The following is a 13,421-nucleotide window of genomic DNA, read 5'->3' on the forward strand; positions in this document are numbered from 1 at the left end:
GCGCTTATAGGTCTGTGCGTTGCAGCGGACAATCCGATCTGATAGCGAACCCGCCTCGCGATGGACGGCCTGGTTCTTCCAGGGCTCTCTGGCCTGATGGCGGAGTGGTTACGCAGCGGACTGCAAATCCGTGTACGCCGGTTCGATTCCGGCTCAGGCCTCCATCGCGAGAATTTCCCCTTCAGATCGATCTGCATGACGCGCACAGATTCGCGCGCCGACTTTCGTCGCGCGTTCCTCGAAGATTTTCTGCCCTTCAGGCGACCGGGGCGGTGATCCAGCCGATGGCTCCGGCCGCGCCGACAGCTGCGGCGACCACGGCGACGGCGATGCCGACGCGCGCGTTGCGACTTACGAAAACGAGAATACCGCCAAACATAGCAACGCCCCTTCCCCGGACATGGCTACAGCGACACAGGTCCAGCGCTCCATCAAGGTGTACAAAGCGTTAATCGCGATTTGGTGATCGCTTTACGCCCGGCGCGCGAAATGATGCAGGGCCAAGGCGCCCGCGACGGCGACATTCAGGGAATCGAAGCCTCCAGACATGCGAATCCCCACCGGTTCGCATCGGTCGATGATTCCCTGATCCAGGCCCGGGCCTTCCGCTCCGAGCACGATCGCCGTGCGTCCTCCGACCTGCGCCTGATCCAGGGTCCCTGTCGCAGAGGGCGTCATCGCCAGTACTCGGAAGCCCGCCGCCTTCAGGGTCTCGACCGTCTGTGATGCGTCCAGTCCTGTGCTCATCGGCGTGCGGAGCACCGCGCCCACAGAGACGCGGATGGCCTTGCGGTAGAAGGGATCACAGCAGTGCGCATCCAGCAGCACCGCGTCCGCTCCGAAGGCCGCCGCGTTACGGAAGATGCCGCCCATATTGTCGTGATTGCCGATCCCGCAAGCCAGAACGACCAGAGCCTGATCGCTGAAGCCGCCGACCAGGGTCTCCAGCGGCGTCGGCGTCGGCTTTTCGCCCAGGGCCAGTATGCCCCTGTGCAGGGGGAAGCCCGCGATGGCGTCCAGCACACCCTGCCCGGCCAGATAGACCGGCACACCATGGGGCAGGCCCTCCAGCGCGTCGGCCAGTCCGTCGAACCTGTTCTCGGCCAACAGGACAGCGCGGGGGCGGCACAGGGCGTGCGCGGAGGTCAGGACGCGCAGAACCACCTCCCCTTCGGCCACGAACAGGCCCTGACGCCCGGTGAGGTCTTTTTCGCGTATGTCGCGGAAGCCCGCGATGCGGGGATCGTCGGGTGTTTCGACGCGGAAGTTTTTCAAAGTCCGACATTTCCTGTTGCGTACATTCGATTCCCGTTGCTATAGCGCCCGCCTTCCCGAGCGAAACCTGTTCCGCAGTAGCTCAGTGGTAGAGCAGCCGACTGTTAATCGGCTGGTCGTAGGTTCGAATCCTACCTGCGGAGCCATCGCCCTTTTCGGGCCTCGGCAAGTTACTCGACAGAACAAGACGTCGCCCTTCGGGGCCGCTTTCGTGCGTCCGGATTTCGCGCAGAAAAAAGCCCGACGCTAGCGCCGGGCTGAAAAAGTTCGGTGATGGTGGGTGTCCTCGAAGAAGAGAAGACAAGGCATCCGTGCGGCTGAATTGGTTAACCGGGGATTAAGAAGCCGGAGGCGCGCCGTCCGGCATCCACGTCCACTGGCGGGCGCCGCCTGGCCCGCTCCAGCCGACGCGCCAGCCCTGCCCCGCCCGTTCGACCTGCAGGGGCGCTGTGTCCACGCCCGGGCCCGGCCAGATGAAGGCGCGGCCGCCGACGTCCACGCCGGCGCCGGGCTCGACCGGCCCCAGCAGGACGCTCCAGACGCCGGACTCGCCGGAAATCACCTGCAGCGCCTCATCGTCGGCGGAGACCTCGACGCGCGCGCCGGGGGCGGCGGTGCGGCCTGACGCCAGAAGGGACTGGGCGTCGCTGTCGACGGCGCCGAGCGACGGGGCGGCGTCCAGACGGCGGGTCGGCCCGCCGGATCGCAGGATGGCGATCGGGCCGCGCCCCCCGTCTATGATCAGCAGCCGGTCTGGTGAAGGGGCCGCGTCCTGTCCGACCTGGGTCTCGGGGCGCAGCAGCAGGGAGCCACGCGGTTTGACCATCCGAATCTCGAATCGGCCTTCGGGATCCGCGGCGGCGGCATAGGCGGCGCCCTGCGCGCTGCGCAGAACCACCCTTGCACCCGGTTCCGCCCGTCCGGAGAAGATCAGGCTGGCTTCGGCCAGACGCACCGACAGAATCTGCGGCGGCTGGGTCCAGCCGGTCGTATTCCCCGCCACATCACGGGCCGGACGCTCCGCTTCAGGCATGCAGGCGGACAGGCCCAGGGCCGTCACGGCGACGACTGCGCAGATGGCCCGTTTCATCCTGTCTCTCCCGCCGCTAGGAATACGCCCCCCGATAGCGCGGCGGGGCCGCCGCTGTCTTCCGTTTCACGTTCGAGGCTTCATGAGCATCTCCATCCAGCCGTTCGACGGCAAGTCCGTCTGCCTGTTCTGCGGCTCCTCCGACCGGTCCGATCCGGCCTACACCATCGCCGCCCAGGAATTCGGCGCGCAGACGGCGGGGGCCGGCTGGCGGCTGGTCTATGGCGGCGGCGGCGTGGGCCTGATGGGCGCCTCGGCCCGGGCCGCGCACGAGGCTGGCGGACGGGTTCTGGGCGTCATGCCGGGCTTCCTGCGCAGCCGCGAGCGTCTGTTCGACGAGGTGGAGACCCTGGTTGTGACTTCGATGCACGAGCGCAAGACCATCATGTACGACCAGTCTGACGCCTTCGTCGTCGCGCCGGGCGGCGTGGGCACGCTGGAAGAAGTGATCGAGGTTTTGTCGTGGAAGCGGCTCGACCTTCACCACAAGCCGGTCATCTTCCTCAATATCAACGGCTTCTGGGACACGCTTCTGGCTGCGATTGAGACCGGCATCGCGCAGCAGATGACGCCGGAGTCTTTCCGCGACGCCTACAGTGTCGTGAATACCGTCGAGGAGGCGATCGCCCTGATGCAGGGCGCGGACGATCTGCCTCACTTGCAACATGATCTGCGGTAAGTGATCGTTGATCAGATCGCGCTGACCGCGTTTCGTTTGGCTACGCGCTCTTGACAGTTTTGAATAACAACGCACACTGAGATGGTGGGTGCGCCAGCGCGCCCGACCTCATCGGAGATCTCCAATAATGCGCGCCTTCCTCGTCGCCGCGGCCCTGCTGGTCGCCGCTCCCGCCTTCGCTCAATCCGCCGGCACCAGCGCCACCCTGACCGACGCCTCCAAGGCGCCCGCCGGCCGCACCATCATCGACGGCGCCACCTGGCGCTGCGACGGCGCGTCGTGCACCGCCACGGGCGGCAACAGCCAGACCGCGACCCGCGCCTGCCGCCGCGTCGTGGCCCGCTTCGGCAACGTCTCGGCCTTCACCTACAAGGGCACGCCGCTGACCGCCGAAGAACTGACGGCCTGCAACGCCGCCTGATCGGCGACGTATCGCTGAAAATGAAAAGGCCGCCCTGCGAGGGGCGGCCTTTTTGCTGATCACCTTAAGTCAGGCTGGCGGCAGGACGATTTGGGAGAAGTTGATATCCATTTCGCCAAGCTGTCCCTTCACGGCGTCCAAGATATCCAGATGCTCGGCGGGCGGTTGGTACTGGCAGATTAGGTCGATCCTGACCTTCATGCCCGACGCCTCGGGGTGCGTTTCAAGAAACTGACCCGACGACAGATAGCTGAGGTAGGAGGTTATCTTTTGCTCTAGTAAGTCGTAGCGCCGGTCGTCGTCCCAAGGCAGATGATCGGAGATCGCCAAGATGAATTCATTGCTGGACCGATCAATGCCGGAGAAGTCCACAGTGTTCACATCTTCAATCGTCACGCCGTCCCTCTCGTCTGTTCTGGCGGCGCCCTAGGCCGTCTCGCCCTTCAGGCGCTGCACGATGCGCTCGCGGCCGATCATCGGGGCGATGGCGGCCATGTCGGGGCCGTGGGCTTGGCCGGTCAGGATCAGGCGCAGGGGCATGAACAGGCCCTTGCCCTTGGCGCCGGTCTTTTCCTTCACGGCGTTGGTCCAGGTCGGCCACAGGGTCTCGTCCATCGTCTCCGGCAGGACCTCCAGCGCGGCGGCGGCGAAGGCGGCGTCCTCGATCACCGGGGTGACCGGGCCGCGCACGATGGCGGCCAGACCGACGACGTCGGCGAACTTCTGCAGGTTCGGACGCACGACCTCCCAGAAGGCTTCGCCCAGATCGGCGTCCAGCGCCGCCAGACGGGGTTGCGCGGTGGCATAGTCCATGGCGTGCAGGGCCTGGGCGTTCAGACGGTCCAGATCGGCGGTATCATAGCGCGCGGGCGAACGGCCCATCTTGGAGAAGGCGAAGCTGTCGCCCAGCGCCTGCACCGAGGCGCCGATTTCCAGCGCGTCCGAGGTGCCGATCTTGCCCAGGTGGCTGGTGATGGCGATGGGCTCGTAGCCCTGCTCGCGCATGTCGCTGATCGACAGGGAGCCCAGACGCTTGGACAGGGCCGCGCCGTCCGCGCCGACCAGCAGCGGCATATGGGCGAAACCCGGAACCGTGGCGCCCAGCGCCTCGAAGATCTCGATCTGGGCGCCGGTGTTGGTGACGTGGTCCTCGCCCCGGATGATGTGGGTGATGGCCATGTCGATGTCGTCGACGACCGACGGCAGGGTGTAGAGGAACAGGCCGTCCTCGCGGATCAGCACCGGGTCCGACATGGAAGCGGTGTCCACCTCGGCGTGGCCGCGGGCCAGATCTTCCCAGGCGACGCGCTTGCCTTCCAGCTTGAAGCGCCAGTGCGGACGACGGCCCTCGGCCTCATAAGCGGCTTTCTCGGCGTCGGTCAGGTCCAGCGCGGCGCGGTCGTAGATGGGCGGCAGGCCGCGCGACAGTTGCACCTTGCGGCGGCGGTCCAGCTCTTCGGAGGTTTCGTAGCAGGCGTACAGGCGGCCCGAAGCCTTCAGGCGCGCGGCGGCGTCCTCATAGCGGTCAAAGCGTTTGGACTGGTTGTGACGCTCGTCCCAGACCAAACCCAGCCAGGTCAGGTCATCCTCGATCCCCTGCTCGAACTCGGGCGTCGAGCGGGCCAGGTCGGTGTCGTCGATCCGTAGCACGAACTGCCCGCCCTGCCCCTTGGCGAAAAGCCAGTTCACCAGGGCGGTGCGGACGTTGCCGACGTGCAGCTTACCCGTCGGCGACGGGGCGAAACGAACCTTGACGGTCATGGGAAGAGAAACCTCGGGATGCGAGGCGCGTAGGTCGCGCTGCAACCCGGCGAAGTCAAGGCGCGCAAGGATATTCAGGCGGTTCGGACCGCCTGAACCGTCAGTCGTCGCGGTGGACGCGTTCGCGGCGCTCGTGGCGTTCCTGGGCTTCCACCGACAGGGTCGCTGTCGGGCGGGCTTCCAACCGGCCGAGGCTGATCGGCTCGCCGGTCTCCTCGCAATAGCCGTAGGAACCGTCCTCGATCCGACGCAGGGCGTCGTCGATCTTGGAGATCAGCTTGCGCTGACGGTCCCGGGTCCGGAGCTCCAGGGCCCGGTCGGACTCCGAAGACGCCCGGTCGACGATGTCCGGATGGTTCTCGGTCTCGGCCTTCAGATTGCTGACGGTGCCCTTGGACTCGCGAAGGATGTCATCCTTCCAGTCCATGAGTTTGGCCTTGAAATAGGCCAGCTGCCGCTCATTCATGAACGGCTCGTCGTCGGACGGCCGGTACGCGGCCGTGTCGATAACAGACGCCAATGCGTTCATCGCACTCACGCTCTAAACAACGCCCCCCTGTGGCGCACCGCTGCGTATACGGATGCGCGGGAGTCGCGGCAACACGCCTCTCGCGAGTGTGAGCGAGAAAGATTAATCCGCCGCCGCAACCGTGACATTTCTTCATCACCCGGCGCGTGCGTCGCGAGATTTAGGGGAAGATTTCGCCGCTTGAGGCCGGATTTCGAGTCATATCGGCCTTTGCCAGCTCAACCGCGGCGCGAAGATCAATCTGATCGAGCACTGCCTTGAGCCCCGGATCGGCGTCGTCGGGCCGTTCTTCCTGCAAGGTGCGGGTCAAACGCTCCAGCGCCCCCTCCCCCGCTTCTCCGGCGAGAAGGGCCAGTTTCAACTCGTCCAGACGATCCAGAAGACCGCTGCCCCGACGCATGGCGCGACGGCGGCGCTCGGTGGCGTCCTCAACGCCCTGAAGCGCCATGAGGGCGTTCATGCCGGCGACGCCCGAGACGGAGCTCGCCGCAGCGGCGGCGCCGGCGGGGGCTGCGGAGGCCGCGCCCGGCACCGAGAAACCGCTCGCCGCCTTCGAAGGGCGGGAGCTCTGGGACGCCGTGGGGCCGGTAGGGCCGGTGACCTTCATGCGGTGCGACTCCGGGACATGAGTCAACATCGCGGGCGCTGGTCACTGTTTGGTTAACGGCCCGGCAGAATTTGCCCTCGCTGCGGCCCGTCGGGGCAAGGCGCTTGTTGTTTTTGTTAAGATTTCTGTTTGGCACAAGGTTAGCAACACGAGGCGCATCGACTGTTCACCGGACACATGACCGATGCAGAAATTGCTGGCCTCCCTCCTGACCGCCGCCGCACTGGCCGGATTCGCCGCTCCGGCGATGGCCCAGTCGCGGATCAAGGACATCGCCGCCGTCGAAGGCGTGCGCTCCAACCAGCTGGTCGGATACGGTCTGGTCGTGGGTCTGGCCGGGACGGGTGACTCGCTGCGCAACTGCCCCTTCACCCGGCAGTCGCTGGAAGGCATGAGCGAGCGCCTCGGCAACAATATCCGCGGTTCGACGGCCAACACCAAGAACATGGCGGCGGTGATGGTCACCGCGGAGCTCCCCGCCTTCGCTACACCGGGCGCGCGAATCGACGTCAGCGTCTCGTCCATGTGCGACGCCAAGAGCCTGCTGGGCGGGTCGCTGATCGTGACCGGCCTGCAAGGAGCCGACGGTCAGGTGTATGCGGTGGCGCAAGGCTCGGTGCAGACCGGCTCGGTTTCGGCTTCAGGCGCCTCGGGCTCATCGATCACGCGCGGCGTGCCGACGGCGGGCAGAATCGCCTCGGGCGCGACGGTCGAGCGTGAGACCGGCTTCGAGCTGGCCAATATGAATGAGGTGCGGCTGACGCTGCGCAACCCGGATTTCACCACGGCCCAGCGAATGGCGGCGGTGATCAACCAGTCCTATCCGAACAGCGCCCTGGCAGAGAATGGCACGGTCGTGGCCCTGCGCGCTCCGGCGGGTCTGGGTATGGCGGGCTTCATCAGCCGGGTCGAGAACCTGTCCGTCGAAGTGGATGCTCCGGCCAAGGTCATTATCGACGAGGTCAACGGCGTTGTGGTCATGGGCGAGGCCGTGCGGGTCTCCACCGTCGCCATCGCCCAGGGCAACCTGACCGTTTCGGTCCAGGAGAGCCCGATGGTCAGCCAGCCCGAGCCCTTCAGCCGCGGCGGTCAGACGGTCGTGCTGCCTCAGTCCGATGTCACGGTTGAGGAAGAACGCGGCGTGCAGATGCGGATGCTGGGCGGCGGAAGCTCCCTGTCCAGCCTGGTCAACGGCCTGAACGCCCTGGGCGTCAGCCCGCGCGACATGATCAGCATCCTGCAGGCCATCAAGGCCGCGGGCGCCCTGCAAGCCGACATCGAGGTGATGTGACCATGATCGACATGACCATCACCTCTCCCTTCTCCAGCGGCCTGCCCGCGATCGGGGTTGATGTGCAGCGCAGCCGCGACGCCGCCCGCATGCGCGAGACCGCCGAACAGTTCGAGGCCTCCTTCCTGTCGCAGATGCTCAAGCCGATGTTCGAGGGGCTGAAGACGGACGGGATGTTCGGCGGCGGCGAGGCTGAAGGTCAATGGCGCAGCTTCATGATCGACGCCATGGCCAAGCAGACCGTGAAGGCCGGCGGGATCGGTCTGGCCGATCAGGTCATGGCCCAGATGATCAAGATGCAGGAACAGGGACAAGCATGACCGACCCCGCCGTTCATAACGCCACCGCGCGCGTCAAGCAGATGACCGATCTGACCGAGCGCCTGACCGCCTGCCTGATCGAGGAGTCGAAGGCCTTCGAAGCCCGCCGTCCTCAGGACGCCGCCGCGACGGTCGCCGCGACCCAGGAACTGGCGAACGCCTATCGCCGCGAGTCGGTCCAGCTGCGGGCCAACCCCAAGGTGATCGCACCGGCCCCGGCGGCCTATCGCGCCGCGCTGCTCAAGGCGACACAGGTGTTCGAGGCCGTGCTGGCGCGTCACGCCGCGGCCGTTGAGGCCGCCCGGGTCATTTCCGAAGGGCTGGTCCAGACCATCGCCGCCGAGGTGGCCGGTCAGCGCGGATCGCCGTCCGCCTATGGCGCTTCGGGCCGGGCCAACGCCGGGGACGCGCGCGCGGTGGCCCTGAACCGAACGGCGTAATTTCGACGGGTCGCCGCAAAGGCGTTTTTAACGCAAGTCGTTGTACGCCTGAGGCATGAGCATCAAATCCCGCCTCCTCGGCATGGCTTTCGCGGCTTCCGATGTGCTTCTCGAGCTGGACGGGGAGACGGTGACCTTCGCCATCGGCGCGGGCCCGGCGCCCGGTGTCGACCCCGGCGCGGCGTGGACCAGCCGGGCTCTTGAAACCTTCATGGGAGACGCCTCGCGCAAAAGGGTGACCACGGCGGTGCGCGCCCTGTCGCCGGGTGTTCGCTCCGGTCCGGTCGAAGTCGAGGTGCTGACCGGCGACGGACGGGCCCGCAGGGCGGTTTTGCGCGCCTTCCTGCTGCCGGACCTTGCGCCGGCCGTCTCGTGCGCCATGGCCTGGCAGGGCGCGGCCTATCAGGCGATCGCGCCGTTGACGGAGCCTTTGCTGGACGCCCGGGGGCTTCTGAAGCGACTTAGCGCCTTGCTGACCTCCGGGAGCATCCCGAACCCGCCGGGCGTGTCGGTGGACTTCGTCGAGGTTCCGGGGTTGGGCGAGCTCGATGACGAGGCTCATCGCAACGCCAGCCAGCGGATCGAAGCCTGTCTGCAGTCCGCCTCGGTCGATGGAGCCAGCGCGGCCAAACTGGCCCCGGATCGTTTCGCACTGATGCGAAGCGGCTCGGATGTGGCCGATCTGACAGTGGAGATACGCGCCCTCTGCGCGGCGGAAGGTCTGGATATTTCGGCTCAGGCCAGTCGCGCGGATATCGGGGCCGTGGAAGCCGCCGTCGCCGTCCGCACGCTGCGGCTGGCGCTGAGCGAGTACCTCAAGGACGGCGTGACGGCCGGTGACCGGTTCGGCGAGCGCCTGCGTCGCACAGTCGAGAACGCGGATCGGTTCCGCGGCATCGTGCGCGCCCGGGATTTCACGCTGGTCTGGCAGCCGATCGTGTCACTGGACACCCGGCTGGTGCACCATTTCGAGGCCCTGTCGCGCTTCGGCGGAGGACAGCAGGCGCCGACGGGGCCCATCGCCATGGCTGAAGAGCTCGGGCTGATCGAGGACTTTGATCTCGCGGTCGCCGAGAAGGCGGTGTCCCAGTTGCGCAAGCCCGGCTTCGGTCTGGTGAAGGCGGCGGTCAATGTTTCCGGGGTGTCGTTGGCCGACGACCGCTACGTCGAGGGTCTGTTGCGGATGACGGCGAGCAGTCCGGAAGTCCGGAAGCGCCTGATGGTCGAGATCACCGAAACGGCCGCGGTCGCCGATCTGGACGGCGCCAACCGCCGGGTGCAAGCCCTGCGCGAGGCCGACATCAAGGTCTGCCTGGATGACTATGGAGTCGGGGCGGCGTCACTGAGCTATTTGCGAAAACTGTCGGTCGATCTGCTTAAGATGGACGGGGTCTTCGCCCGGGAGATCGAGGAAGATCCGAAGGTCGGCACGCTCGCCGCCAACATCCTGGAACTGTGCCGGGAACTGAAAATCCAGACTGTCGCCGAGATGATCGAGACCGAGGCGCAGGCCGAGATCATGAAGTCGCTCGGCGTCGATTACGGTCAGGGCTGGCTGTTCGGACGCCCGACCGAGACCCCCGTCGTCGCCGCGCCGGTCTCCTCGCGCCGCAAGGGCGAGGTGCTCGGCTGGGGCTAAAGCGCCAGCGTCCGGTCGATCCCGATCGCATCGAGGAAGTCCGGATCGTGGCTGACGACAATCAGCGCGCCGTCATAGCCGCGTAAGGCCGCCTCGACCGCCACGACGGCGTCGAGGTCCAGATGGTTCGTCGGCTCATCAAGGATCAACAGCTGCGCCGGTCGCGCGCCGCCTGTGACGCAGGCCAGCGCCGCCCGCAGCCTTTCGCCGCCGGACAGGGCCGAGACCGACTTTTGCGCGGCGACATTGCGGAACAGGAAGCGCGCCAGCGCCGCGTGGGCGTCGTTGGGCGTGGCTTCCGGATTCAGGCGACGGTAGGCCTCGACCAGCGTCTCATCCGGATTCAACAAGGCGGCCTCCTGATCCAGCAGCGCCGCCTGCATGGGACGCTCGATCCGGCCGGTTGAAGGCGTCAGCGCTCCGGCCATGAGCTTCAGCAGGGTCGATTTGCCGGCCCCGTTCGGCCCCGTGATCGCGATCCGTTCCGGGCCTGTCACCCTTAGCGAGACGGGTCCGACGATCTGTCGTCCATCAGAGGTCGACCAGCCTGCCTCATCCAGCACCAGTCCGGTCCGGCCTGCGGAAAGACCTGTCGGCGGCATGGGAATGTCGAGCGTCCGGATACGTTCGATCCTGTCCCGCGCGGCAGCCAGATCGGCCTCGGCCGCTTCTGCCCTGCGCGCGGCCAGACGGTTTTCGCGGGCGGCGGAGTTCTCGGCGCGCTCGGCCATGGCGCCCAGCAGGATGGCCGGTTCGGACTTTTTCATTGCGAAGGCCCGCCCGGCGCGATCACGCCGGGCCTTCTTCTCGACGGCCTTCCGACTTTCTCGCGCGACACGACCAACCTCGCTTTCGGCGAGGTCCAGATCGCGCTCGGCGCTCGCCCGCTCCGCGGCCTTTCGTTCGGCGTAGAGATCGTAACCGCCGCCATAGGTCGTCAGGCCGAGGCCGGACAGTTCGACAATCCTGTCCATATGCCGCAGCAACGTGCGGTCATGGCTGACGACCACGACGCCGCCCGGCCAGCGGGTCAGCAGGTCGGCGATCCGTTCGCGTCCTTCCCTGTCCATATGATTGGTCGGCTCGTCGAGCAGCAGCAGGTCCGGCCGATCAAGCAGCAGGACGGCCATTCTCAGTCGGATCTGCTCTCCGCCGCTGAGCGACGACGTGGGGCGGGACAGGTCCGGCGAGTCGAGCCCGACTTCGGACAGTGCATTCGCGATCCGCTCCTCCAGAGTCCAGTCGGCGGCGTCGAGGTCTTCGGCAGTCCCCTCACCCGCCAGCACGCGCGCGATGATCGACAAGGGCCCGACGACACCGAGGGTGTCGGCCAGGGTCTCGCCGGGCGCCGGTTCGGCCCGCTGCGCCAGCCAAGCGACACTTCCCGCGCGGTTGATCGCGCCCTCGATGGGTTCGGACAGACCGGCGATCAGGCGCAGCAAGGTGGTCTTGCCGGAGCCGTTGCGGCCGACAAGTCCGGTGCGCTCCCGCCCGAAAGCGAGGCTCAGATCAGAGAAGAGGGTGTGGCCGTCAGGCGTGCGGGCCGCGACGCGATCGAGCGTCACGAGTGCGGATGCGGACGGGTTTCGGCTTGGGAGTGAGGGCATAAGCGAGCACGGTCAGCAGGACAGCGGAAAGGGCGAAACCGATTTCCAGCGTGCTGATCATGATCGTCGGGCCTCCAGTGAACTCACTCGATAGGGAAAGGATGGGTGCGGATCGTTCCGGACGCAAGCCCTTTCCCATCTGGCGTCTCTGACGAGGCCGTGAAAGGCTGGGCGCGGGAGGACTGTCCATGCGTCATCTGATCCGGTTCGCCGCTGTCGCGGGCCTGTTCGCCACGGCGGCCTGCGTTCATGGCCCGGAGGCGCCGCCGCCTCCGCCGAACCATGCGCCGCTGGAGACCCAGGCGACCGGCCCGCACGCCCGGCTCTATGCCGACTGCATCCGGCAGGCCGCCGAACGGAACAGCTACCGGCAGGTGATCGACGGCGGCGATGAACTGCTGCTGTTCACGTGCGACGGTCCTATCGCCGCGGCCTTCTGGCAGGCCCTCGGGCCCCACAGCGAGCGGATGGATACGGGGTTCGAGCATGAGGGGCGGCGCTACCGTTCGACCGCCAAGGTGCAGCGCGATCTGATCGGGGTGGATTACTGCACCGTGGACGCGGCGGGCGGTGATGCGCGTTGCCTGCTGACGTTCAATGCCGGTGACTTCCTGATCGCATCGGACTGACGCGGCGCCGCGGGCTCTGGTTCCATCGGCCGGTGAAGCCTAGATCATCCCCATGACCCATGCCGACACCGCTGAAGCCTTCGCCGCGCGTCGTCAGGCGGCGACGGATCGTATCCGGGCTGCGACGGGTATTGATGAAGCCATGATCGACCGGCTGGTCGAGACTTTCTACGCGCGGGTCCGTGATGACGCCCTGATCGGCCCGATCTTCGCGGAGCGGGTCGAGGACTGGGGATCGCATCTGGCGCAGATGAAGCTGTTCTGGTCATCCGTCGCCTTGTCCACCGGCGTCTATGAAGGGCGGCCGACGCCGAAGCATCTGCCTCTGCCCATCGACGCCGGCCATTTCGACCGTTGGTTGGCCCTCTTCGAGGAAACGACCCGAGAGGTCTGCCCGCCGACGGCCGCCGCCCACTTCATGACGCGCGCCCGACGCATCGCCGAAAGCCTGGAACTGGGCGTGGCCAACGCCAACAACGTCCTTCTTGGACCAGGCGAGCGCTACCGGCGGCGCTGGACGCCGCAGGGCTGAGCCCTATTGCGCGCCCTTGGCCATTCCGGCTTCAGGGGCGGGTTGGACGACCTGGACCGGCGGCTCGGCCATCATGGTGGGGGTGATATGGAAACCGAGCACTTTCCAGACCGCCCCCTCTTTCCGGAACACAGTGCTGACAGTCAGGGTGCGGTCGGGATACTGATAGGTCTGGGCGACCTCATAGGTCGAACCGGTGGCGCCGGCATTGGCGCGCCAGCCTGCGACGGTCCCGGCAGGCAGCGGGCCTTCGGGAACCAGGGTCTTCATGAAGGGCAGTTGGGCGCGGACGTCAGCCGGATTCACCTGCATCGACATCTTGCCGACCAGCACATCGTCACGGTCCGCGATCAGGTCCTCCATCAGGGCCCGTGCATCCGCTTCCCGTTCGGGGCTGGCGGTGGCGGCAGGCAGGCCACACGCCGCGACGCCCGCCGACATCATCACCGCCGCGATGACCGGAACCGCTCTGAACATTCGAACTCTCCCCACTTCCGAAGGGGCACACTGTCAGGCGGTCCCGGGGGGCGCAACCGAAGGGCTGCTGCCATCTGCTGTCAGCAGTCTGGCGAAAGCGGTTGTCGGTTCCTATAATGTTCTT

The 13,421-nt window shown here is 66.7% G+C and carries 18 protein-coding genes and 2 tRNA genes; 10 read left to right on the top strand and 10 right to left on the bottom strand.

Going from position 1 to position 13,421, the window contains the following annotated elements:
* The first annotated feature begins 90 nt into the window (after nucleotides 1-90).
* A tRNA-Cys gene (locus FKQ52_RS07865) sits at nucleotides 91-164 on the top strand.
* A gap of 92 nt (nucleotides 165-256) precedes the next feature.
* On the opposite strand, the gene FKQ52_RS16770 is transcribed toward FKQ52_RS07865, so the two are convergent.
* Both FKQ52_RS16770 and FKQ52_RS07870 read right to left on the bottom strand, forming a co-directional pair.
* Nucleotides 257-379, bottom strand: coding sequence for a hypothetical protein (locus FKQ52_RS16770; protein WP_255431454.1), 123 nt, complete (start codon nucleotides 377-379; stop codon nucleotides 257-259).
* 92 nt (nucleotides 380-471) lie between these two features.
* Nucleotides 472-1,275, bottom strand: a complete 804-nt coding sequence (locus FKQ52_RS07870; protein WP_141626668.1) for an RNA methyltransferase — start codon at nucleotides 1,273-1,275, stop codon at nucleotides 472-474.
* A gap of 71 nt (nucleotides 1,276-1,346) precedes the next feature.
* On the opposite strand from FKQ52_RS07870, the gene FKQ52_RS07875 reads away from it, so the two are divergent.
* Nucleotides 1,347-1,421 (top strand) — tRNA-Asn (locus FKQ52_RS07875).
* Nucleotides 1,422-1,612: 191 nt separating this feature from the next.
* Here FKQ52_RS07875 and FKQ52_RS07880 read toward each other — a convergent pair.
* Nucleotides 1,613-2,365: a hypothetical protein gene (locus FKQ52_RS07880; RefSeq protein ID WP_141626669.1), complete on the bottom strand. Its 753-nt coding sequence runs from the start codon at nucleotides 2,363-2,365 to the stop codon at nucleotides 1,613-1,615.
* Between the two features lie 82 nt (nucleotides 2,366-2,447).
* On the opposite strand from FKQ52_RS07880, the gene FKQ52_RS07885 reads away from it, so the two are divergent.
* Together FKQ52_RS07885 and FKQ52_RS07890 are read left to right on the top strand one after the other, a co-directional pair.
* Nucleotides 2,448-3,044, top strand: a complete 597-nt coding sequence (locus FKQ52_RS07885) for a TIGR00730 family Rossman fold protein (protein WP_141626670.1) — start codon at nucleotides 2,448-2,450, stop codon at nucleotides 3,042-3,044.
* Nucleotides 3,045-3,171: 127 nt separating this feature from the next.
* Nucleotides 3,172-3,465, top strand: coding sequence for a hypothetical protein (locus FKQ52_RS07890; RefSeq protein ID WP_141626671.1), 294 nt, complete (start codon nucleotides 3,172-3,174; stop codon nucleotides 3,463-3,465).
* 69 nt (nucleotides 3,466-3,534) lie between these two features.
* Here FKQ52_RS07890 and FKQ52_RS07895 read toward each other — a convergent pair whose 3' ends face one another.
* From FKQ52_RS07895 to FKQ52_RS07910, 4 genes are all read right to left on the bottom strand, one after another.
* A complete protein-coding gene (locus FKQ52_RS07895; RefSeq protein WP_141626672.1) occupies nucleotides 3,535-3,861 on the bottom strand; it encodes a DUF6572 domain-containing protein in 327 nt (108 codons plus the stop codon).
* A gap of 30 nt (nucleotides 3,862-3,891) precedes the next feature.
* Entirely contained in the window at nucleotides 3,892-5,226 is a 1,335-nt protein-coding gene (gene gltX / locus FKQ52_RS07900) for a glutamate--tRNA ligase (RefSeq protein WP_141626673.1), read from the bottom strand.
* Nucleotides 5,227-5,326: 100 nt separating this feature from the next.
* Nucleotides 5,327-5,755 (bottom strand): RNA polymerase-binding protein DksA, encoded by a 429-nt coding sequence (gene dksA / locus FKQ52_RS07905; RefSeq protein ID WP_141626674.1) that lies wholly within the window; start codon nucleotides 5,753-5,755, stop codon nucleotides 5,327-5,329.
* 160 nt (nucleotides 5,756-5,915) lie between these two features.
* Nucleotides 5,916-6,362, bottom strand: a complete 447-nt coding sequence (locus tag FKQ52_RS07910) for a flagellar assembly protein FliX (RefSeq protein ID WP_141626675.1) — start codon at nucleotides 6,360-6,362, stop codon at nucleotides 5,916-5,918.
* A 184-nt stretch (nucleotides 6,363-6,546) separates the two neighbouring features.
* Here FKQ52_RS07910 and FKQ52_RS07915 point away from each other — a divergent pair, with 184 nt between their 5' ends.
* Genes FKQ52_RS07915 through FKQ52_RS07930 form a run of 4 tightly spaced genes read left to right on the top strand, consistent with a single transcriptional unit; the run spans nucleotide 6,547 to nucleotide 10,052 of the window.
* On the top strand, nucleotides 6,547-7,653 hold the full coding sequence (locus tag FKQ52_RS07915) for a flagellar basal body P-ring protein FlgI (RefSeq protein ID WP_141626676.1): 1,107 nt from the start codon (nucleotides 6,547-6,549) through the stop codon (nucleotides 7,651-7,653).
* 2 nt (nucleotides 7,654-7,655) lie between these two features.
* A complete protein-coding gene (locus tag FKQ52_RS07920; RefSeq protein ID WP_141626677.1) occupies nucleotides 7,656-7,973 on the top strand; it encodes a rod-binding protein in 318 nt (105 codons plus the stop codon).
* Nucleotides 7,970-8,413: a flagellar basal-body protein FlbY gene (locus FKQ52_RS07925; protein ID WP_141626678.1), complete on the top strand. Its 444-nt coding sequence runs from the start codon at nucleotides 7,970-7,972 to the stop codon at nucleotides 8,411-8,413. The genes FKQ52_RS07920 and FKQ52_RS07925 overlap by 4 nt, the downstream gene beginning before the upstream one ends.
* A gap of 55 nt (nucleotides 8,414-8,468) precedes the next feature.
* The gene (locus FKQ52_RS07930; protein WP_141626679.1) at nucleotides 8,469-10,052 is read left to right on the top strand and encodes an EAL domain-containing protein; all 1,584 of its coding nucleotides are present in this window, start codon (nucleotides 8,469-8,471) and stop codon (nucleotides 10,050-10,052) included.
* On the opposite strand, the gene FKQ52_RS07935 is transcribed toward FKQ52_RS07930, so the two are convergent.
* On the bottom strand, nucleotides 10,049-11,617 hold the full coding sequence (locus FKQ52_RS07935; RefSeq protein WP_240811592.1) for an ABC-F family ATP-binding cassette domain-containing protein: 1,569 nt from the start codon (nucleotides 11,615-11,617) through the stop codon (nucleotides 10,049-10,051). The genes FKQ52_RS07930 and FKQ52_RS07935 overlap by 4 nt on opposite strands.
* The gene (locus FKQ52_RS16640; RefSeq protein ID WP_240811593.1) at nucleotides 11,583-11,720 is read right to left on the bottom strand and encodes a hypothetical protein; all 138 of its coding nucleotides are present in this window, start codon (nucleotides 11,718-11,720) and stop codon (nucleotides 11,583-11,585) included. Before FKQ52_RS16640 ends, FKQ52_RS07935 begins: the two co-directional genes overlap by 35 nt.
* 127 nt (nucleotides 11,721-11,847) lie before the next feature.
* On the opposite strand from FKQ52_RS16640, the gene FKQ52_RS07940 reads away from it, so the two are divergent.
* Complete coding sequence (locus FKQ52_RS07940) at nucleotides 11,848-12,288, top strand: hypothetical protein (RefSeq protein WP_141626681.1); 441 nt, start codon at nucleotides 11,848-11,850, stop codon at nucleotides 12,286-12,288.
* A gap of 52 nt (nucleotides 12,289-12,340) precedes the next feature.
* Entirely contained in the window at nucleotides 12,341-12,820 is a 480-nt protein-coding gene (locus tag FKQ52_RS07945; RefSeq protein ID WP_141626682.1) for a group III truncated hemoglobin, read from the top strand.
* A 3-nt stretch (nucleotides 12,821-12,823) separates the two neighbouring features.
* Here the strand turns inward: FKQ52_RS07945 and FKQ52_RS07950 are convergent, their stop codons facing one another.
* Entirely contained in the window at nucleotides 12,824-13,297 is a 474-nt protein-coding gene (locus tag FKQ52_RS07950; protein ID WP_141626683.1) for a hypothetical protein, read from the bottom strand.
* Nucleotides 13,298-13,421: the final 124 nt, after the last annotated feature.

It is taken from the genome of Brevundimonas sp. M20 (genome assembly GCF_006547065.1).
Lineage (GTDB): Bacteria > Pseudomonadota > Alphaproteobacteria > Caulobacterales > Caulobacteraceae > Brevundimonas.